Here is a 21,657-nt window from a genome sequence, read left to right on the forward strand (position 1 = left end):
GTTCACCGTTAACATCAAATAGGATATTGCGTTGTGAAAGATGACTATATATTAATCGTCGATGACGAACTTCCCATTCGAGAGATGATTCATACCTCTTTAGACATGGCAGGCTTTCAATGCTTACAGGCAGAAGATGCTAAACAAGCCCACCAAATAATCGTGGATCAACGCCCTGCGCTTATTTTATTAGATTGGATGTTACCGGGTGGGATCAGCGGGGTTGACCTGTGCCGCCGTTTAAAACGCGATGAAAGCTTAAATGAAATTCCAGTAATTATGCTGACTGCACGTGGTGAAGAAGACCATAAAGTACAAGGCCTCGATGCCGGTGCAGATGACTATATGACCAAACCTTTCTCGACCCGGGAACTGGTATCACGGATTAAAGCGGTGTTACGCCGTGCCAATGCCTTAAGTGGCGAAAAAACCATTGATGCCAATGGTCTGGTGCTTGATCCGGTCAGCCAGCGCGTCAGTTTCGGTGATCATATTTTAGAGATGGGGCCAACAGAATACCGTTTGCTGGCATTCTTCATGACCCATCCAGAACGTGCCTATACCCGCGCTCAATTGCTGGATCAGGTTTGGGGTGGTAACGTATATATTGAAGACCGTACCATTGATGTGCATATTCGCCGTTTACGTAAAGTGCTGGAACCTTTTGGGGTAGACCGCTATATACAAACCGTTCGTGGCACAGGTTACCGTTTTTCGACCCGCACAGATGTCGCTTTAGGTTAGCCGTTTTTTAGGTAAATTGCGTTTTATGTATGAACCCTACCCCATCCCAGAACTTGCCCGAGAACATAAACGGTTCCGCTACAGCAGTTTATGGAATTTTGCCAAGCAAGATTTACGTTTACTTGCCTTTTTACTGCTGATTGCAGGTTTAATGGGTATCGGGATGGGGTATTTCTGGATTTTTATTTTTATCGCTTTTGCGATATTTTTCGCTTTTCAATTACGTTCACTATATTTGGTGAATGAATGGATTTCCAATCGCCCTTACGATGTTCCACCCAATTTAGATGGGATTTGGGGGGCATTGCTGTTTAATGTTTATCGTGCACAGCGCCAAGAACGTATTGTACAAGCAGAAATGGTCGGCTTAATTGATCGCGCGCAATCGTCCTTGGTTGCCCTGGCCGAAGCTGTAGTTTTGATTGATGAATTACACCAGATTGAATGGTGGAATCCCGCAGCGGAAAAGTTGCTCGGAATTCAACCCCTAGATCGGGGGCGTAATATTTTAACCCTGCTGCGTCAGCCAAATTTTATTGAATATTTTAACAATATAGATCAGGCACCCGATGGCTTAAAAATGAAATCTTCTGCCTTTGAAGACCATTATGTTCAAGTCAAAATGACCCGTTTTGGTGGCGAGAGCCGTCTATTGGTGGCTTATGACGTTACCCGCATGCACAATTTGGAACAAATGCGTAAAGACTTTGTCGACAATATTTCCCATGAACTGCGTACGCCCCTAACCGTACTCAGTGGTTATATTGAAACCTTTACCGATCAGGAAGATTTAAATCCACGCTGGAAACGTGCCTTTGACCAGATGCAGGCCCAAACCAGACGTATGAACGCCTTGGTCAATGACTTGCTGTTACTGTCACGTTTAGAAAGCAACAAGCAGATTGCCAAGAACCAGATCATTGAAATGCCAGGGCTGATGAACCAGCTGTTTGATGATGCTCAAGCCTACAATGTTGACTATCACCATACGTTGAATTTAGATATCGACAGTCATTGCGACCTGATTGGTTCAGATACCGAACTTTCCAGTGCCTTCAGCAACCTGATTACCAATGCCATTAAATACACGCCTAAAGGCGGAACCATTACCATGGGCTGGCATGATGATGGCGAGCACGGCATCTTTACCGTTGAAGATACCGGCATCGGGATTGACCCCAAACACTTGCCGCGTTTAACCGAACGTTTCTATCGTGTTGATAGCGCGCGTAGCCGTCAAACTGGCGGAACCGGTTTAGGGCTGGCCATTGTCAAACATGTGCTGATGCAACACGGCGCACATTTGGAAATTGAATCTAAAGAAAATCAGGGCTCGACCTTTAAAGTGATTTTTCCAAAAGAACGCCTCTATCACATCAACTAGCCGTACCGTACAGATTGGGCTTAATCTAGGCCAGGTTCTGTTCTTTAAACTTGGCACGCTGGTAAGCTGGACGCTCCGCCAAACGTTTTACATAGGCCGCAATATAAGGATATGAGCCTGATGTTCTTGACTGAATGGCCTCTAAGGGAAAACCCATCTGAATATCGGCAAAAGAAAATTCGCCTGCGACATATTCATGCTTCGCCAAATAATCTTCCAGATAATTAATATGATCTTTTAAACGCGGTTGAATAAACCCGGCCTTCACCCCTGCGGTGATTTTTTTCGCAACCGGTTTTACCAGCCATGGAACCTGTTTCGGTACATTGCTCATGACCAGTTGCATCACCAGTAAAGGCATCAATGAGCCTTCTGCATAATGCATCCAGTAGCGATATTGCTGCTGATCTTTCTTGTTCTGCAGTTTAAATTGCTGCTGCTGATCATAGTTTTCTTGCAGATACTGCAAAATCACTGCAGATTCGGCAATGGTTTGATCGGCATCGGTCAACACCGGAGCTTTGGCTAAAGGATGAACCAGTTTTAGTTCAGGTGGCGCGGCAAAAGTCGGTAAGCGCTTATAAAACTTCACCTGATAATCCAGAGCCAGTTCTTCTAAAGCCCATAAAATCCGAAAGGAACGCGATTGATCTAAGTGGTGTAAGGTAATCATTATTTTGCTCTCTATTTTTTTCTGCATTGACTATACCCATAGCCCTAAAAAAATGACATCCTGCTTTACACAAAATGTCATTTCGATCTGCTCATCAACTTAGACCAGTACAGTATGAATCTCCAGGCTACGTAATAAGGTCTTGGTCACTGGCGTTTTACTGCTGATCTCTAAAACCTTTTGCTTCAGCTCATCCGATAAAGGCTGTGCAAAAGACAAACGCCGTTCAATCCACTCTTTGCCTTGTTTATTGGCATTAAAATCGGCTTCAACAGAAAATTCGCCCAGCTCTATGTCTTTATGACTGGCATACATTCGCAGCGTGATCATGGTACAAGCAATCAGACCTGAACAAATCAAATCATAAGGTGCAGGGCCTTTATCTTGCCCACCAAAAGATTCGGGTTTGTCGGTGATAAATTGATGCGTTCCAGTCCTGATCTCGCCCGACCAGGGTTCAGCCAAGCGATGTACTTCTGCATTTGCAATAATGGCCATGAGGGTAATGGTTCCTAAATATTAGCTTTATTTTTAAAGTTGATCTTTATTTAGAGGCACGCATTTTCTCCGGGAATGCCGGCGCTTCCAAACGTGGTCCCGGATAATCAGCGATACTACCAAAACGTTCATGTTGTTCAATCCAGTGGTCACGCGCCATGCAAAGTTCTTCCTGGGTACGGCCAACAAAGTTCCACCACAAGAGTATTGGCGACTCAAAAGGTTCACCGCCCAGCAACAGAATACGGCTGCCCTTATGCAGCTGAATTTCAATTTCGGCAACACCCGGCTCCAGAACCACCATATTGTCTTCAGTCAGTTCATGACCATTCACCACAGCAGCCCCATCCAAAGCCATGAAACCATATTCAAATTTTGGATTGAGTTTAATTCGGGTCGTGGTCGATTCTTTGGCGGTTAAATCCACACCGAGTAATTCTGTATGCACGGCTACCGGCGATTTGGTTTTTAAAAACTCACCGACCAGTACGGTAAATTCAACCTGATCTTTTTCAACCACAGGAAGTTCTGGGTAATGATCAAAGCAGGGTGCCATATTTATTTTATCATCAGGCAGCGCTATCCAGAGCTGTGCCGCATGCATATGGGTTTCAGTGTCCGGAGCAACTTCAGTATGTGAAATGCCGTAGCCTGCTGTCATTAAATTGACCTGCTTGGGGCGAATCAACTGTTTTGTGCCCAGACTGTCGGTATGCATCATGGTGCCTTCAATCATCCAGGTGAAGGTCTGTAAACCGATATGTGGATGCGGTCCAACATCCAGGCCATCACCTTGCGGAAAAGTCACCGGACCGGCATGATCCAGGAAACACCATGCGCCAATTAAGCGTTTATGGCGACTTGGCAAAGCACGCTTGATCACGGTTCCCTGCCCAATTTCCGCGCTACGTAAAGGAAATTCCTGAATAAACTGGTTCACGTATTTTTCACAATCATCTGAATCAGAAAGCTCTGTATAGTTGCTATTGGTCATATTTTTATCCTGAATCGTATGGACTAAGCGTGCTTTAATGGCCTGAATTTATGCTTATGATCATATAGGCTCTTAGCGATTCAGCCTATAGCTAAGTTAATACGCTGAATACCATATGTAGGACAATATTATTTTTGAAATTTTCCTTAATAAAACAAGACCTTTATTTTTTATTTACTGCAGTATTTGTCTCCTATTCATATGAATTTTATATATAAATAAAATTTTGTCACAATTGGCTTAACCATTCATTGTTTATCTTATATACAAAATTTAGTGCTCCACCTATTATTCTTGCTTTATGAATCCCACACAGAAAGGGGTATCTCCATGTTGAGCGGAGATCAACAAAATTTTTATAACAACAATGATAAGAATCCTCATCAGACTGGGATCAATGAGGCTAAAAATTTACATCATGAAACTGCTTATATTTTACCCAAGCAGCTGTGTACGATTGAAAATCGAAAAGTGATAGAACAGGAATTACAGCATCCAGCCACACGTATTCCGGACCAATTTGAACCATATTACCTGGACTACCAAAATAAGCACCAACGACAATTTTTAAAATGCGTCAACTTTATAGGCCAGATTACCTTTTTAAGTTATTTCTTTGTAGACTGGTTGCTGATCCCTGAAATAGGCATGCTTTCCGGTATTTCCCGGCTCATTCTTGTGGTCTGTGCCATATTAATCAACTGGCTCGCATTTCGTTACTGTAAAAATATTAAAATTCTGGATAGCTTGCTTCCCGTCTATGTGGCGGCAGCAGCTGCACTGTGGCTGGGTCTTCTGATCTTGTCACATAGTGCGCTGGTGACAACCTATATATATGCTGCAGTAATTTTTATTTTATTGGGCAATTTGTGTGTACAAGTCTCTTTTCGAAATTCAATTTTCACCTCTGCGCTGATTAGCGCTGTCATATTTCATGGTGTATTTCAGCTGGTCAGCCTGGAGGAAATTGTTTTATTTTCGCTCATCTATGCCCCTATTTTATTCCTCAGCATGTATATCAGCTGGAATAATACTTTAAATTCCAAACGCAATTTTTTGCGGGTTCTATTAAATGACTGGAACTACTATGCCTTAAGTGAACTGGCGCATACAGATGAGTTAACCCAGCTCAATAACCGTCGACAGTTTTTGCAGGTTGCCGAACAGACCATTCAGAAATGGCCAAAATATAATTTAGCCTGTTTATTGATGCTGGATATCGACTTTTTCAAAAAAATTAATGACACGTATGGACATGATGTAGGCGATGAAGTGCTTCGGATCCTTGCTGAAATTGCGCGTAAGGAAATGCGGCATACAGATGTCTTGGCCCGTTTTGGCGGAGAGGAATTTATTGCATTGCTGCCCAATACCACACTGGAAGATGCCATCGCCATCGCCAATCGGTTATGTCGAACCATTGAAACTCATCAAATCTGTATTAAAGATAAGCTGTTTTTAAATTTTAGTGTCTCGATTGGGGTGTCCCAATTACAACCCAATCAAAAGGATTTGAGTTTACTGATTAAAAATGCAGATATTGCCCTGTATCAAGCCAAGAAAAATGGCCGCAATCAGGTGGCTATTTATAATTATGGCTAATTCAAATCAATTCCTAAAAAGGCTCTTCATCAAATAATCCTGGTCAGTTTTATCACTAGAGATACGAACTCGGCTTAATCATTTGATAAAAACTTACAACTTATTGATGTAAATTAATTGTTTATTTGGTTTTACGGCTCCTTTACCATAGAATAAAAATTAATCTATTACATCTATAAAAAAGAATAAAGCACACTTCTATCAATTTAGTAGAAAAATATAATGATCGATAAATATAAAAAAGAATCTCGTTACTCTATTCAAGAGATTTTAAACCGCCCTTTTGCGCGGATTCCTTCATCCCTGGAACATGAATTTCATAGCTACCAAAAAGACCAAATTTTTAAATTCTTGTTGCAAGTCAATATTCTTGCCCAATGTGCCTACGTCTTTTACAGCATTGCAGACTGGTATATTCTTGCTGATGTTGGCCTGCTTGCGGTGTGGTTAAAACTGTCTTATACCGCTTTGATCAGTTTGGTCACGGTACTGATTTACACGTTTAGTCGAAGCCTTAAATTATTTGATTTAATGTTGCCCATCTCGATTATTGGGGCCGCTGCGATCTGGTTTTATTTACTCAATTTATCGCATAGTCCAGACACGCCCATTTATTTGTATGCCTCTTTAATCTTTGTGGTCTTGGCCAATCTGTGTGTACAAATCCGTTTTATTCCTGCAGTGGTCATCTCGCTGATCATTTCTGCAGTGATTTATACCGGGGTTTATTGTGTTGTTAATGCTGACTGGCATCAAATAAAGCTATTTTCTCTCATCTACACGCCGGTATTTATGTTCAGTCTTTATATCAGCTGGACTTCAACCCAAAAATCAAAAATGTTATTTTTACATAGCAAATTAGATGAAATTAATTGCCAAGCACTTAATATCATTGCGCATCCCGATGTCCTGACCGGGTTGCATAACCGTCATCAATTTACCCAACTGGCCGAGCAAGAAATCCAGTCGGCGCAAAAATTTGCCCATCCTATTTGTTTATTAATGTTCGATGTAGATGAATTCAAAAAAATTAATGACAGCTATGGGTATGATATTGGCGATCAGGTTTTACAACAGATCGCCGAGACCAGCAGCAATATTTTACGTGCCAATGACGTGCTAGCGCGTTTTGGTGGTGAAGAATTTATTATGCTGTTACCACGCGCCCATTTGGAACAGACCCGGCAAATTGCTGAACGTTTACGCAAAGCCATTGCAAACAGTCATTTAATCACTGATGACGGCACCAAGCTTCAATATACCATTTCCATTGGCATCGCTGAATTTAGTGTTCAAAACCCAGATTTGAATAGTGTTATTAAACGTGCTGATGAAGCACTTTACCAAGCCAAAAAGAATGGACGTAATCAAACCCGAGGTTATCAGCCTTTCAAGCCTTAATTTTTTGCTTAAATAAAAAAGGACGCAAAAGCGTCTTTAATAATTATCTTCATCAAAACGATCTTGGTCGATTTTATAAATATGAAAACTGCGCTCGACTTGCACACCCAATCCAAATTCAATCATGAGTGACGTGAGTTTGTCGCCATCAATTAAGACAATTCCAGATTTTTTAGCTGATTCAATCGCTTCTTTACTAAAATTTGATGTCGTTATAAAAACACCTTTCTTTGCGACTTGATCCGCCAAAGCACCTTTAAACTGCTGAATATCAGGACGTCCGACTGTATTTTCCCAACGTTTTGCCTGAATATAAATTTTATCTAGCCCTAAACGGTCTTCACTAATCACACCATCAATTCCACCATCGTTAGTTTTACCAATCGCTTGAGCAGCATCTTGATGTGAACCTCCGTATCCTATCTCTACAAGAAGATCGACTACTAATCTTTCAAAAAAAGATGGACTATTTTCTTTTACTAATTTCAAAAGATCATTTTTTAATGAAGAAATTAATAGCATTGTTGTATTTTGAATGATTTCTTCAGGTGTTTGAGTCTCACTTTTTTTAGCAGCATCAATATCTCTAACTGTATCTTTTCGGTTGTTTGACTCTGAACCAGAATTAGTTCCTAAGTGAAATTCTGAAAATCCATCAAACCTCATCAAAAAATCATTTGTGATGGCGGTAATACTATTTAAATCCAGTTTTCTGCCTTCTGCACTTAATTCACAAAATGCACGCTTAGGTTGTGAAATTAATCCTGCTTTTACAAGATATGTTTTCGCCCAACCAACTCTACTTTTAAAAATATTATTACCACTAGCTAGCGATTTATTTAATTCTTCTTCAGTTAAGCCTGATCGCTGAGCTAAAATTTCACTAGCTTGTGAAATTTTAATTGCCTCATCTCGCTCTGATAATAATTTCATCAATGGCAACATGAGTTGATCGTAAGTAGGCAATGCCATTTATTCTCTCATTAAGTATTTAATTTTTAATAATTATAGGATAAAAAAAGAGCGCCTAAGCGCTCTTTTTCTAGTAATTTTCTTTAGAAAATTACTCCCATTCAATTGTCGCTGGTGGCTTAGATGACACGTCATATACAACACGTGAAACGTCAGCAATTTCGTTCATGATACGCGTTGAAATTTTATCAACCAATTCATATGGAAGATGAGCAAAACGTGCTGTCATGAAGTCCACAGTTTCCACTGCACGCAGTGCAATTACCCATGCATAACGACGACCATCACCCACTACACCAACCGATTTAACAGGCTGGAACACAGCGAAAGCTTGAGCAGTTTTGTCATACCAACCGCTGGCACGAAGTTCTTGCATGAAAATATCATCTGCTAAACGAAGAATGTCAGCATATTCTTTTTTCACTTCACCCAAAATACGCACGCCCAAACCTGGACCTGGGAATGGATGACGGTAAAGCATCTCAAATGGCAAACCTAAAGTTGTACCTAAACGGCGTACTTCATCTTTAAACAAGTCACGAATTGGCTCAACCAACTCAAATGCCAAATCTTCTGGCAAACCGCCCACATTGTGGTGTGATTTAATCACGTGCGCTTTACCGTTTTTAGTTGCAGCAGATTCGATTACGTCAGGGTAAATTGTACCTTGAGCAAGGAAATTCACGCCATCTAGACCACGTGCTTCTTCAGCGAATACTTCAATGAATTCGCGGCCAATGATTTTACGTTTTTTCTCAGGATCGACCTCACCTGCAAGTGCAGACAAGAAACGTTCTTCAGCATCGGCACGAATTACACGGATCCCCATGTTTTTCGCAAACATCTCCATGACTTGCTCGCCTTCGTTCAAACGGAGCAAACCGTTATCTACGAATACACAAGTCAACTGATCGCCAATGGCTTTGTGGAGAAGTGCAGCAACTACAGATGAATCTACGCCACCTGAAAGGCCAAGCAATACTTTTTGATCGCCAATTTGTTCACGTAATTGTTCAACGCGTAGGTCGATAATATTTTCAGAGTTCCAAAGATTACGACATCCGCAAATGCTGTGTACAAAGTTAGACAATAACTCTGCGCCTTTTGCAGTATGGGTGACTTCTGGATGGAACTGTACACCGTAGAAACGACGTTTTTCATCGCTTACTGCTGCAAATGGACAGCTTGGAGTGCTGGCAGTCACAGAGAAACCTTCTGGAATTGCACTCACTTTATCACCATGGCTCATCCAAACATTCAGTTTGTTTTCACCATCGTTTAAATCACCAAGAAGCTGGTCACGGACTAAAACGTCAACTGCCGCATAACCAAATTCATGCACTGTGCCCGGCTCTACTTTACCGCCAAGCTGTTCAGACATGGTTTGTAAGCCATAGCAAATACCCAATACAGGGACACCCAAGTTAAATACAACTTCAGGTGCGCGTGGACTACCTTCTTCATGAACACTTTCAGGACCACCCGACAAGATGATACCGTTTGGATTAAATGCGCGAATGTCTTCTTCAGACATGTCATAGGCATACATTTCAGAATATACACCAGCTTCACGTACACGACGTGCAATAAGCTGACTGTATTGAGAACCGAAGTCCAAGATCAGGATGCGGTCTTCAGTGATTTGAGTATTGGTAGTCATGACAAACAACTATGTAAGGCAAACGAAATAAGCGCTGCATTCTATCATTTTTCGCTGCATTAAGCACACTATTCGCACAAGGCTCGTATTCAATTGATTGCATGATATTTTGATCAAAAAAAAGCACCCTTTCGAGTACTTTTTTATGTAGCTGTTTTTTCTATTTTAAGCGCCGCCATATCTTCGATCCATTACCATGAGTGACAAGCTCACCAATTCGTTCAACTTTATCAAATATATTCAAACCTGTTGGTTTCCAGAAGTCATCTGGCCTATCAATGCTGGTTATACCAAGTCCATTTATCAGATTGATTTTCCATTTTTCCAATTTGAACGACATCAATATCCGCCGCTTGACCTGTATTGGTATCCACTTCACCAATCACCTTAACTTTATCACCTGCTTTCAAGCCCATCGGTTTCCATAAATCAGAATCCACTTCCATCCCAATTTTTCCCGAGCTATCTTTCAATTCAAAATGATCCTTCTGTGTTTTTCTGACAATTACGCCAGAGAGCGTGACCGCAGTTTCATCCGGGAGTTTTTTTGCTTCTGCAACAGTCACCATGTTTTGAGCAGCTTCAGTCATGATGACCTGATCACTTTTGCCTGCCCATACAGATGCGGTAGAAAGCATTGAACCCGTAACAAACAGTGCCAATAATATTTTATTCATGATTGATTCCACTAGGGTAGCTTCATCAATCTTTATTGAAGCAAAATTCAGACAATTTGTACGCAGCTTTTATGTAGGGTAGGCAGCCTTTATGTAATTACAAAAATGTAATAATCCAGCTTAAATCGTCCTGTTCTTCTAGATTTAGTGATTATTTTCAATTGTATAATCCGTACTGGATTTTCCTGCGCCATACAACATCAGCAACAATAATCCATCGGTCATGGCAATATTCTTCATCAAGTGAACATATCATCTGGAGTGCACGCACCATGGAAAATATAAGCCATCAGCACACTTGCAACCAGCCTTATCAAGGCATCGGCTTGCGGGTCTTGAACCAGATTTTTTATTTCATATGAGAGTTAAATATCGGCTCAGCTATTGATTTCTATTTTTAATGACCCGTTCATCCTAAGCCTGTTTTCATAAAGCGCCAAAAATAATTTGCAAGCTAAACCGCTGCAAAAAAGAAAAGATGAAAGCGCAATTAATTTCCTTTCTGGTACTGACTTTCATGCCCCGGACTGCTAGGATTTCAGCACATTTTTGTTGCCTGTAGCCCCATGGAACTGCTTGATTTTATCTTACATGTCGATGACCATCTGCTCGAATTTATCACCAATTATGGCATCTGGATTTATGCCATTCTTTTCTTAATTATTTTTGTGGAAACCGGTCTGGTGGTGATGCCGTTTCTACCGGGTGACAGCTTATTGTTTGCTGCAGGAGCATTGGCCGCTTCAACCGGGGCAATGGATCCAGTGGTTCTGGTGATTTTACTGTTTACTGCTGCAGTCTTGGGCGACACGCTGAATTATCATATTGGTAAATTTGTCGGACCGCGGGTTTTTGAAATGGAATCACGTTTTATTAACAGACAGCATTTGATTTACACGCAAAAATTCTTTGAGAAACATGGTGGAAAAACCATTATTTTTGCCCGTTTTGTTCCTTTTGCCCGTACTTTCGCTCCCTTTGTCGCAGGGGCAGGTAGCATGAATTATAAATTCTTTCTGACCTATAATCTGATTGGCGCATTTTTCTGGGTCGGTTCATTTATTACCTTGGGCTATTTATTTGGCAACATGCCAATAGTCAAAGACAATTTCACCCATCTGATTTTTGGCATCATTATTATTAGTGTACTGCCCGGCATTATTGGTTTTATTCGCCAGAAGCTGAAAAAGGCAGCTTAAACTGGTGTGTTGTACAGCTGTGAAATTTAAAAGAAACGAATCACCACAGGCAACATTCCCAGCAGCAGCAACATGGCCGATCCTTTATATAAGAGATCGGCTTTTATTTGCGTTGATTGACCTGCCAGAATTGCACTTCCAAATGACATCCAGAACACTACAGTAGGCAGCAGCACCAAACTGAATACTGCAAACACTAAAACAAAATTGGTTGCACTGTTCCAGGTTTCAATTGGTAAAACGCCAGCGGCAAATAATAAGGCTTTAGGATTTTTAAAGGTGGAAAAGAACAGCTGTCGAGGCCGGATAGAAGGATGACGTTGATTATGCTTTTCTAAATCGGAGACTTTCCATAAATTGAAGGCCATCCAAACCACATAAATGGCACTAAAAAAATGCACAATATGAATAAAGCTCGGCCAGACTGGACTACATAAATGAATCAGCAATGCCCATAAATTAATGGCATAAAAATAGCCCAGCAGCTCGGCTGGAATAAATAAACTGGTTTTGGCAATGCCTTGTTGATGTGCAGAGCTTGCAAGTAATGCGTTAGTTGGACCCGGAATCATCAGAACCGCAATCACCGCCAACACAAAAAGCCAACTCTCAATCATAAATACCTGACATCACCACTAAAGAGTGGCACACCTTATACGAAAGTCACAAAAAGTGACAAGTATTTCGATTATAAAATCATGACCTTAGGCGTTTAGTTTTTACACTTTAAATAAACAAGTATTTGATCTTAATAAAATTTACCTGAAACATTTTGCTAAGATTTTATCACCCTGCTGTACATTTAACAGCCACAACAGCGTGATAAATCGATGAATTATTAAGCTTTATTGCGAACAATAATTGGGCAATTCTTAAATTGAGCCGCCTGAACCACAGCTTCCTGCTCACCCAATAGGCGGGCCAATTCCGTTTTTTTGGTATTTGAAGATTGTCCCATATTGACTGAAACACTCGGACCAATTCCCCAGCCACCACGACTGCCCCAACCACCACCCACGCCTACACCTACGCCTACACCACTACGCTTGGGCGGCTGTACGCCACTGTCGATATATTGCTGGATACGGTTATATTCACTTTGTAATTGCTGGCAGTTTAAGGCTTGATACTGCGTTGGAGATACATAACTCGGTTTGACCGTTGTTGCACATGCACCCAGTAAAAGAGTACTACCCAGTAACAGGCTTAAATATATTGTTTTCATGGGAAACCTCACATCTTATTTTGCTCAATTTCATTGAACAATGATTGATAGGCTTGCGTCAATTTATGATCGGTAGCCAAGTGAATTAAAGGCTGGTTTTTAAGATGAGATTCTTTCATCAGAATCGATGGAGGCAACATACTTTCTAACACAGGCAAGCCTTCATCTTTAAGTTGTTGCACCACTTCACGGGGCAATTTTGCCTGTGCCTGAAACTGATTAACCACGATGCCTTCAATTTCCAGACGCTCATTATGATCGTCTTGAGTTTCAATGACGTTTTCAATCAAGGTTTTTAAAGCCCGTTTCGAGAAAACATCACAATCAAAAGGAATCAGGACCCGCTCTGCGGCAATCAATGCAGACAAAGTAAAGAAGTTAAACGCGGGTGGCGTATCAATATAAACACGGTCATATTGACCTGCCAGCTGTTGCAAGGCATCGCGTAATTTATAAATTTTATGTTTCGACTCTAAAGCATGTGCCAGTGCACCCAAGGTTGGACTGGCAGGAATCACATGCAGATTTTTAAACGGTGATTGATGGACATAGCTTTCCAGACCTTTGGAACGATTCTTTAAAATCGAACCAATGGCATTGCCTAAAAGTCCCTTATTTTGGGTGCTGCCTAGAACTTCTTCAAAGTAGTTTTCAACATTCGGCTCCAGCGCAGGTTTATCAACCGAGTAAGTCGCATCATCCCCCAACAAATATTGACTGGAATTGGCTTGTGGATCGAGATCAATCAGCAAAGTTTTAAAACCTTGATGAGCACTGATTGCCGCCAGATTTACGGCAATACTTGACTTGCCTACCCCACCTTTCTGATTAAAAACCACACGTGTCCGCATTGCCGCCCTCTATTATGCTTTATATTTATGTATTGCTTGCAGTTTAACCTACTGGCCTTGCTTCAAAAACAATTATGTCTAACAATTAACCGAAATTTGGCTTGATGATGACCAGACCAATAATCCCAATCAACGCTACCACAGCAATAACTAAGCCTGCACGACGTTGTGCCAATAAAATACTGTCATCTTTTTTATAGGCCTTGATTAAAGATGAAAATAAAACCAGGAATAAAACCACTTTGGCATAGAACCACGGTTGTACTTCAAAATTTTTGATCACTAAGGAGGCGACACCGGTCAGTATAATGATGGTCATCGACAGATGTTGTAACGCCACCAAAAGTTTCCGTGCCACTGGATTAGGCTGGTTACCCTGAACCCCAACAAACAGGGTAAAAGCCCGGGCAATCACCACCCCAATCAACAAGGTCACAATACTCATATGTATAATTTTAACAGTCAGCTGCATGTCCATTATTCAACATTCCTTATTCAGGTTTGGGTGCATGCGCACATTCAGGACTTGGTGTCGCTTGTCCTTGCCATTCTGAGGGAACAAAAGCATGGATGGCCAATGCATGAATACGGCTCGGACTCAGCAAATCTCCCGCAGCAGCATAAATTTTTTGATGACGTTGCACCAGGCGCAGTCCTTCAAAGCTATCACTCACCACAATCACTTTAAAATGGGATTCTTTACCGGGGAAATAGCCACCATGACCTGAGGATTCATTCACCACTTCTAAATGGGTGGGTGATAAATTCTGAAGACGTTGGATCAGTTGTTGTTCTAAAGTCATAATAATACTCCCAAATCATTTAAGCGCTGGGTTTAGTATAACGTGTTCCGATTCAATCTTTATCCTGAAGCAGCTAAATCATTCAGCAGTTTTAGCGAGAAATCATCCTGATTCATATTGTTTTTGCTTACAAAAGCGCCACAAGCTTAGAAAATGGTTTTATTTTATGCAATTGATACAAGTTTTTTCACAAAGTTATTGACCCTATTTTTGCATCCTGTATTATACACGGCATGCGGGAATAGCTCAGTTGGTAGAGCATAACCTTGCCAAGGTTGGGGTCGGGAGTTCGAGTCTCCTTTCCCGCTCAAATTTTTTAGTGTAAGTTTTATAAAAAACTGCTCAATAAGCGGGAATAGCTCAGTTGGTAGAGCATAACCTTGCCAAGGTTGGGGTCGGGAGTTCGAGTCTCCTTTCCCGCTCCAGATTCAAAAAAGGCCCTCATCGAAAGATGGGGGCTTTTTTCTTGTTAGTTTTTACAGATATTAGCTAATACAGGTAGAGTTGGAAAAATTTGTCTAAAAAATAAAACCTATTTAACTATTTGTTTTTAAATCTTAATACAATCAAATCTCGGTGATATCAAGGGAGAGCGAGAATCGTGATTTTCGCTTTCCCCATCTTTAAGCAGAATTTTTTATTGCATGAAATTTCTTAATTAAAAAAGACCAGTATCCATCTTAAACAACTTTAGTTCTTGGCTCAGAACTTTCTTGATGAGCAATTACGGCCTGATTGCTATACACCTCTTTCCAAGGAGAAATACCGTAAAAAGAGCCATTCAGTTGTGAATAGAGAATAAGTTCTCTACGGAAATAAGAGAAATAATGAGAATCGACCTTTCCGGGATTGGCCCAGAACTTGGACAAAGCATATTGATTGGTCAGTTTTGGTAAATTATATAAAGCAAAACCCAGCACTTTAACCGGTATTTGATGGAATAATGCCTGAATACCGGTTGTGCTATTCACAGTCACCAAACCTAAGCCATGCTTTAACAGGGTAGGAAAATGTATATCACAAAAGTAATGAACCCGCCCTTGAATATGGAATTGCTTAGCATACCGATTAATGAGTTTTTTATAATTTCGATATCCTCGATCCATTGGGTGATGTTTCAAAACTAAATGCATGGATTGATCTGCATGCTGGCCGAAGTCTTTTAAAACCAGTTCAATATACTTTTCTACATTCTTTAAATCACTATGTATTTTGATTTGCGAATCATTATGTACTTGCAACGAAAAAATAAAATATTTTTTTGAATTTTCCTCTAAAAATTTATTAAATTTACGCTGTTCAAAAAGTTTATTTTTAACACTTCGAATACTCGATAATGTCCAGAATCCCACTTCTTTTATTGGGTGAATACCGCGATGATGCTCATAATCTGGATATTTAAAAGAAAATAAAACCCATAATATATAATAGGTAATAACACTCATCACCATTTTAGAGTAGCTATTCTGTACATCAGTGATGTTGGAATTTAAATCATTACGATATTCCACTCCCTGTACCTTATTATTATCTAAATGGTTCAAAAAATTAGAAAAAAAGTTAACGCCATTTTGTTCAAAAGTGATGTAATTCGGGCGAATATAACCCTCTTCAAAAGCAAAAAAATTAATATTGTTTTTTTCCGCTATCACTTTTGCTAATTTATGATATTTCCTGCAATCGCCAAAGCAAACAATAGCATCGATCTCATGCTCTATTAAAAATGCCTCAATCCAACCTAAAAAATCGCCTAAACGTCCCTGATAATCAAAAACGTTCTCTTTGGATTTATAAAAAAACCGGTCTCCACCATTAAAGTTAATTTTATAACATTCAATATTTTTACTATTTAACCATTGCGCTAAACGATGAAAAAAATCACCCATTGGTCCTTGTAAAAGTAAGACCTTATTAGCCAGCAGTAATTTATCTACATGTATAGACATGAATGAATTTTACCTATTTTGAATTTTTTTAAACTTTAAAAAAATATCCTTCCACGTTTCTTTTGAAGTTTCGGCTGGAAAATTCATCTGGCTTTGAATGTATAAAATCACATCTTCAGCAGAAACGAGTGGAATATTCATACTTGTAGTGTTTTTAATATTATATACCGCATATTCTACAAGTGTCACATACACTAAGGTATCAATATCTAAATTTTTATCTCGTCTCTCACACCGGAATTTATCTTGTGTTAACCCCCAGCCTGCATAAAAAGGCAGACCATAACAATAAACCTTTAATCCTCTTAACAATGCCTCAAAACCGCTTAATGAAGTAATGGTATGCACCTCATCGCAAATTTCAAAACATTCTAAAATTGAAGCGTCCAATTCAATCTGATTGGCAAACTGCAACACGACCTGCTCTTCAATTTTCCCCACTCTAAGACCAGCATGAACATCAGGATGAGGCTTGTAAACAATATATGCCTCTGGATTATTGGTTCTAACCTCTTTAAGTAAAGCCAGGTTAGTCTTTATTTCGACTCCCCCCAACTGTACTGACATATCATCTTCAACCTGACCAATGACCAATAAATTTTTTTGATCTTCCGAGGGTTTAATTAATTTTTTTGCTACACCTACATTGTATTTGGAAATATTGAGTTCAACCAATAAATCACGCAGCTTCTGGGCGCGCTCATATTGGGTATAAGTTAATTCTCTAGTTTTTAATAAATTTTCTATTTTAGAGGGTTGTGTTGCATCGTAATAAATACCCACATCATCAAACACTAAAGAACAGGGACGGATCAGCGAGGCACCCAGACCAATCGAACGAATAAAACCATCCTCGACTGTTATCACATTTTTATAGCCTTTATCTTTTAGCAGTTTTGCTTTTTTCCCCCAAGCCAAAATATGATCATTCTGATTGGGTTTGAAGAATTTTTTAAAATTAATTTCAACTTTTGGAAAAGCCAAGAAGTCTCTTATAAATTTCCTCTTCCAGGCACTAAAACCATAGGCGCTAAGCTTCAAGGGTAAAGTGGCTTGTACTTCAATATTCGGTATAAGTAAGGCAATAATCTCTTCTAGCTCACAGCGTTTATGGGTGACTGGTGACACATAACGCGCATATTTTAGATAGGCGCAGGCAAAAAGATGCTCTAAGGAACGATTAACTCCTCTGCGCCCCTGAAGAATCTCTAAAGGAGCAAACTTATCATTGGTTAGCCCCCAACCTGCATACCAGGGAACACCAAAGCAATGAACCTTTTTGTCACACATTAAAGCTTCAAAGCCCAATTGAGAACTTACAACATAAACTTCATCAATTAGTGAAAGCAGATCAATAGGATTATAATTTTCAATTAAAATTTTTATATTTGAATGATTTAAATCAGCTGTTGAAAAATGCCCCTTTGATTTTCCTGCAATCACATCTGGATGGATCTTTACCCAAACTATTGCATCTGGATGATCAAGACATGCTTGTTTAAGCATTTGTTTAAATATTTCAGGAGTTGCACCCGCATATTTAATCGATTGATCACCAAAAGTTTGATCGACAACCAATATATTTTTTGCTGTTTTTGAAAACAGAGAAGGATCAAGTTTTTTGAATTGTTGATTATATTTAGTGATTTTATGGTGCAGAATGGCCTGAATCGCAGATGTAGCCCGCAGATTTAATTCTTGATTTTCGAGTTGAAGAATCAGTTGTTCCAAGTCAGATGACTGTAAGGCATCAAAATAAATTCCGGTTTCATCGACCACAAGGGAAAGAGGGGCATAGCCATCCTTGCCTAAACCGAGAGAACGGATAAAACCATCTTCTAGACACAAAGCTTTTAAACCTTTTTTTTCGGCAAGCGCTTGGGCTTTAAAGAAGCTTTTTTTACGGCCCCAGCCCAATATCACATGCCTAATTCTCTCTTGAAGAAAGGTGTTCAAAAAGAGGATTTTATAAATACCTCTTTTTCTTTTAAATATCATTCAAAAAAAACCCTTAGTCTACGAAGATTAGAGTTTTTCGCATCCTTAAAAAAATCATAAGGTTTGTACCTCAACTTATTTAGCTTGCGCTTAAATTTTTCTACTGGATTTTTTTGTTTATTAGCCTCTGTAAAAGAACTATTTTGGTTTAACAAAGAATCAGGAGTAGATATTTTCCTAGTACATTCAGGCGAAGATGTTTTTTGCTTGCCTCCTGATATTTTTGAACTTTGTTGTAGAATATCGAGACCAAATCGTTCAAACAACGGAGAATTAGTTGACAAGAAATCTTTAGGTTCACGTAAATATGTCATAATTTGTTTATTATTAATTTTAAGATCATAAAAATTGATTTTTTTTGTAATTGTTCGCTTGGAGCTATCTGATTCAATACGTTGTGAAGTTGTAACATCACCAAAGGAGTAAAAATTATTAACTAAGAAATCTATAAACGTATAAGCTTTGTTTTGATCAAACTTAAAATCACTACTAATAATTTTTTTTGCTAATAAATTTAATTTCTGGTCATCCTTATATTCATACTTCAATACTTTATAATTTAGATTATCGTGTTCATAAAATGCATTACCAAATATATAACATGGTTTAGACATCATCATACTATACATGCCAACTCCTGAATTAATTAAAGCTGATGCCTCACAAGCTTCAAGAAGATCTAAGAAATGTGTATCATCATTTACAATTTTTGCATTGCAAAAATTTAGATTCCCCACTTCAAGAGGGTGTTTTTTAACCAGAGTAACCCAACCATAGGTTTTTAATACTCCCGCCAATCTATCAATTATATTAATAAAGTTATCAAACCCCTCAATATCGCCAGAAAAATATTTAATTACTGTGTCTGATGGTCTTTGGAGTGGAACGAATAATATTTTTTGGTTTGAAATATTTAATTTATTCCTCAGCCCTTCACCACCTAATCTCACCCCTTGTATCTCAAGAGCATCTGAATGATTCAAACAGTTATTTATATAACACTTAATATCATTAATTTTTTTATTAGAGAGAATACCATCAAATTTAATTTTGTAACTTTTTGAATCTGAATTGAATCCACAAGGATCAAAAAACCAACTATTAGGTAAAGCGCCTCTTTCAAAAACCAAATATGGGAAATTATTCTGTCTACACCAATTATAAATTTTTAATCGCGATTCATTACCATAAGGATTAGGAAATAAAATCAATCTAATATTATTCAAACGAAGCATTTCAAAAAAATTATCGTTTACTTCGTAAGTAAAATTATTAACACAATCATATTCACTTACACAATGCACATTACCAAGATGTGGAAAAACATCTCTTAAACAATTGAATGCATTTGTATTTTTCTTACCAAAAAAAAGCACATTTGAATACAGATTATCAGATTTAACTAAAGGTTGAGGATGTAATCTATCTTTATCAAATTTTGTAAATGCATTAAAAATTCGCTTTCTATTTTCAATTAATTTTTTGGTATCATAAAATGAATTTTTTTTAGGTCTTGGATGCCATAAATGGAATATTATTATATTCATCATTAATGCGGGCCTACCGAGGATAGATAATTGACTTCTAAATCCGGAATACTCATATGAAACCCAGTTTTTTGTATCCTTTAGATAGTTGTCAGCTCTTGGAATAACATTATCTTCAATCATTAATCTATGATACAGATCAAAATCTTCATAGCCATGACCATTAAATTCAGGATTATGGCCTCCAATCGAAAGGTAGTGAAATCTATCCACAATCATCACAGATGAACAAGCTGCAAAACTTTCAATATTGTCTTTATTCCCTTTTAAATATTGTAGATAAATTTTATGATATTTATCATCATCCTCTTTTAACGTATTGAACTCCCTTGTACCTTCTTCAGAAAGATACAAACAAGGAATCGCTAATACCTTAGATTTGCTATCACTTACTCCCCAATTTTTAATAAGATTTAATAGATTATCCCAAAAACTTGGAGCCATACGTAAATCAACATCCAAAAAAGTTATAACTTTTCCCTCTGCATTTTCTACTCCAAAATCACGACATCCGCCTAAAGAAAAAGGTTTACCTCTTGTATCTTCAAATAAGTATCTAATATTATTTTCTTTACAGATTTTCTTACATGATTCTGAATAATTCAGCGATGATCCCGAGTCCACCACCAAAAATTCAATATCATTATGGTTAGGCAAAATTTCACATAAATTCTTTAATCTAATAAATAAATAATCAGAAATATTATTTTCACAACGAAATGGAATTATTACAGATAGCTTAAACATTCAAAAAACCTTCAAAAAATTATTTAGAAATTTTTAAATTATTTCGAGATATAATTAAAAAATTATGAATTTTAAAAACATTTTCAACATTTTTAAAATAAAAACCATGCTTATCATCTTCAATCTTATTTAGATAAAATAATATTTTCTTAAAATCAATTTTTTTAAAAAAATCTAAATTTAGTTTATCCATTGGATAATCACCACAAGCATAGTAGATAGCTGAATTAACTTCTTTATTTTTTATAAACAAATCAATATCAACCCATTCATTTCGAACTCTATCAAGAGTAACCTTCAAATCCTTCCAAGCTGATTCATATGATAATTCAAAATTTATTTGAGGATTCGATACTATAATATTGGTATCAAAAAACAAACCATAGTTCAAAGCTGCGTACCCTGCCATAGAACTACCAAAAAATGTTACATGACTAGCCCCATATTTATCAATAAATGGTTTAAGCATTTTTTTGTAGGATTCACCTTTGTCTTTCTCGAGATAATATGTATTCAAAGGATCTTTAATAAATAGTAAACTACACTTTTGCTCGGAAACTAGTGATTTTAGAAAAAAATAACGCTCTCCAAAATTGTGGGTACTCATTGCAATAATTAAGGATTTATTTAAATTTTCCTCTATATTATAAGGGATATATATATACTTTTTATTCTCAAAAAGAGCTTCATGCTTTTGAACAATTAAGTTCAATTCTTCATCTGATATCATAAAAAA

General features: G+C 38.3%; 20 protein-coding genes and 2 tRNA genes. 7 read left to right on the plus strand and 15 right to left on the minus strand.

Annotation, left to right across the window (positions count from 1 at the left end; genetic code table 11):
* The first annotated feature begins 33 nt into the window (after positions 1 to 33).
* Both phoB and phoR read left to right on the plus strand, forming a co-directional pair.
* Entirely contained in the window at positions 34 to 744 is a 711-nt protein-coding gene (gene phoB / locus E0H81_RS06240; protein WP_131317451.1) for a phosphate regulon transcriptional regulator PhoB, read from the plus strand.
* 25 nt (positions 745 to 769) lie between these two features.
* Entirely contained in the window at positions 770 to 2,128 is a 1,359-nt protein-coding gene (phoR, locus tag E0H81_RS06245) for a phosphate regulon sensor histidine kinase PhoR (protein WP_131317453.1), read from the plus strand.
* Positions 2,129 to 2,153: 25 nt separating this feature from the next.
* Here phoR and E0H81_RS06250 read toward each other — a convergent pair whose 3' ends face one another.
* From E0H81_RS06250 to E0H81_RS06260, 3 genes are all read right to left on the minus strand, one after another.
* Complete coding sequence (locus tag E0H81_RS06250) at positions 2,154 to 2,801, minus strand: glutathione S-transferase (protein ID WP_131267525.1); 648 nt, start codon at positions 2,799 to 2,801, stop codon at positions 2,154 to 2,156.
* A 99-nt stretch (positions 2,802 to 2,900) separates the two neighbouring features.
* Positions 2,901 to 3,299: an OsmC family protein gene (locus E0H81_RS06255; RefSeq protein ID WP_131317456.1), complete on the minus strand. Its 399-nt coding sequence runs from the start codon at positions 3,297 to 3,299 to the stop codon at positions 2,901 to 2,903.
* A gap of 46 nt (positions 3,300 to 3,345) precedes the next feature.
* Positions 3,346 to 4,293 carry a pirin family protein gene (locus tag E0H81_RS06260; protein ID WP_131317458.1) on the minus strand — a complete coding sequence of 316 codons (948 nt, stop codon included), beginning with the start codon at positions 4,291 to 4,293 and terminating at the stop codon, positions 3,346 to 3,348.
* A gap of 330 nt (positions 4,294 to 4,623) precedes the next feature.
* On the opposite strand from E0H81_RS06260, the gene E0H81_RS06265 reads away from it, so the two are divergent.
* Together E0H81_RS06265 and E0H81_RS06270 are read left to right on the plus strand one after the other, a co-directional pair.
* Positions 4,624 to 5,895, plus strand: a complete 1,272-nt coding sequence (locus E0H81_RS06265; protein WP_131317460.1) for a GGDEF domain-containing protein — start codon at positions 4,624 to 4,626, stop codon at positions 5,893 to 5,895.
* A gap of 222 nt (positions 5,896 to 6,117) precedes the next feature.
* Positions 6,118 to 7,296, plus strand: a complete 1,179-nt coding sequence (locus tag E0H81_RS06270; RefSeq protein ID WP_131317462.1) for a diguanylate cyclase — start codon at positions 6,118 to 6,120, stop codon at positions 7,294 to 7,296.
* Between the two features lie 36 nt (positions 7,297 to 7,332).
* On the opposite strand, the gene E0H81_RS06275 is transcribed toward E0H81_RS06270, so the two are convergent.
* From E0H81_RS06275 to E0H81_RS06285, 3 genes are all read right to left on the minus strand, one after another.
* Entirely contained in the window at positions 7,333 to 8,268 is a 936-nt protein-coding gene (locus E0H81_RS06275) for a restriction endonuclease (RefSeq protein WP_131317464.1), read from the minus strand.
* Positions 8,269 to 8,359: 91 nt separating this feature from the next.
* The gene (guaA, locus tag E0H81_RS06280) at positions 8,360 to 9,928 is read right to left on the minus strand and encodes a glutamine-hydrolyzing GMP synthase (RefSeq protein WP_131317466.1); all 1,569 of its coding nucleotides are present in this window, start codon (positions 9,926 to 9,928) and stop codon (positions 8,360 to 8,362) included.
* Positions 9,929 to 10,203: 275 nt separating this feature from the next.
* Positions 10,204 to 10,605, minus strand: a complete 402-nt coding sequence (locus E0H81_RS06285) for a NirD/YgiW/YdeI family stress tolerance protein (protein WP_131317468.1) — start codon at positions 10,603 to 10,605, stop codon at positions 10,204 to 10,206.
* A 566-nt stretch (positions 10,606 to 11,171) separates the two neighbouring features.
* Here E0H81_RS06285 and E0H81_RS06295 point away from each other — a divergent pair.
* Positions 11,172 to 11,804 carry a DedA family protein gene (locus E0H81_RS06295; protein WP_131267533.1) on the plus strand — a complete coding sequence of 211 codons (633 nt, stop codon included), beginning with the start codon at positions 11,172 to 11,174 and terminating at the stop codon, positions 11,802 to 11,804.
* Between the two features lie 26 nt (positions 11,805 to 11,830).
* On the opposite strand, the gene E0H81_RS06300 is transcribed toward E0H81_RS06295, so the two are convergent.
* The 5 genes from E0H81_RS06300 to E0H81_RS06320 form a co-directional block, all read right to left on the minus strand.
* A complete protein-coding gene (locus E0H81_RS06300) occupies positions 11,831 to 12,421 on the minus strand; it encodes a LysE family translocator (protein WP_131317470.1) in 591 nt (196 codons plus the stop codon).
* Positions 12,422 to 12,642: 221 nt separating this feature from the next.
* On the minus strand, positions 12,643 to 13,029 hold the full coding sequence (locus tag E0H81_RS06305) for a hypothetical protein (protein WP_131317472.1): 387 nt from the start codon (positions 13,027 to 13,029) through the stop codon (positions 12,643 to 12,645).
* Positions 13,030 to 13,037: 8 nt separating this feature from the next.
* The gene (locus tag E0H81_RS06310) at positions 13,038 to 13,880 is read right to left on the minus strand and encodes a ParA family protein (protein WP_131317474.1); all 843 of its coding nucleotides are present in this window, start codon (positions 13,878 to 13,880) and stop codon (positions 13,038 to 13,040) included.
* An 85-nt stretch (positions 13,881 to 13,965) separates the two neighbouring features.
* The gene (locus tag E0H81_RS06315; RefSeq protein ID WP_131317476.1) at positions 13,966 to 14,358 is read right to left on the minus strand and encodes a SirB2 family protein; all 393 of its coding nucleotides are present in this window, start codon (positions 14,356 to 14,358) and stop codon (positions 13,966 to 13,968) included.
* Positions 14,359 to 14,371: 13 nt separating this feature from the next.
* Entirely contained in the window at positions 14,372 to 14,683 is a 312-nt protein-coding gene (locus tag E0H81_RS06320; protein WP_131317478.1) for a BolA family protein, read from the minus strand.
* Positions 14,684 to 14,918: 235 nt separating this feature from the next.
* On the opposite strand from E0H81_RS06320, the gene E0H81_RS06325 reads away from it, so the two are divergent.
* Together E0H81_RS06325 and E0H81_RS06330 are read left to right on the plus strand one after the other, a co-directional pair.
* Positions 14,919 to 14,991: transfer RNA gene (locus E0H81_RS06325), tRNA-Gly, on the plus strand.
* A 41-nt stretch (positions 14,992 to 15,032) separates the two neighbouring features.
* Positions 15,033 to 15,108, plus strand: a tRNA-Gly gene (locus E0H81_RS06330).
* Positions 15,109 to 15,363: 255 nt separating this feature from the next.
* Here the strand turns inward: E0H81_RS06330 and E0H81_RS06335 are convergent.
* The 4 genes from E0H81_RS06335 to E0H81_RS06350 all read right to left on the minus strand — a co-directional run bounded on the left by E0H81_RS06335 (position 15,364) and on the right by E0H81_RS06350 (position 21,651).
* Positions 15,364 to 16,629 carry a capsule polysaccharide biogenesis protein gene (locus E0H81_RS06335; protein ID WP_131317480.1) on the minus strand — a complete coding sequence of 422 codons (1,266 nt, stop codon included), beginning with the start codon at positions 16,627 to 16,629 and terminating at the stop codon, positions 15,364 to 15,366.
* A 9-nt stretch (positions 16,630 to 16,638) separates the two neighbouring features.
* Positions 16,639 to 18,552, minus strand: a complete 1,914-nt coding sequence (locus E0H81_RS06340) for a capsule polysaccharide biogenesis protein (protein WP_244926509.1) — start codon at positions 18,550 to 18,552, stop codon at positions 16,639 to 16,641.
* Positions 18,553 to 18,623: 71 nt separating this feature from the next.
* Entirely contained in the window at positions 18,624 to 20,921 is a 2,298-nt protein-coding gene (locus E0H81_RS06345; protein WP_131317484.1) for a glycosyltransferase, read from the minus strand.
* Between the two features lie 19 nt (positions 20,922 to 20,940).
* The gene (locus E0H81_RS06350) at positions 20,941 to 21,651 is read right to left on the minus strand and encodes a hypothetical protein (RefSeq protein WP_131317486.1); all 711 of its coding nucleotides are present in this window, start codon (positions 21,649 to 21,651) and stop codon (positions 20,941 to 20,943) included.
* Positions 21,652 to 21,657 lie beyond the last annotated feature (6 nt).

The sequence above is a fragment of the Acinetobacter terrestris genome, from assembly GCF_004331155.1.
GTDB lineage: Bacteria > Pseudomonadota > Gammaproteobacteria > Pseudomonadales > Moraxellaceae > Acinetobacter > Acinetobacter terrestris.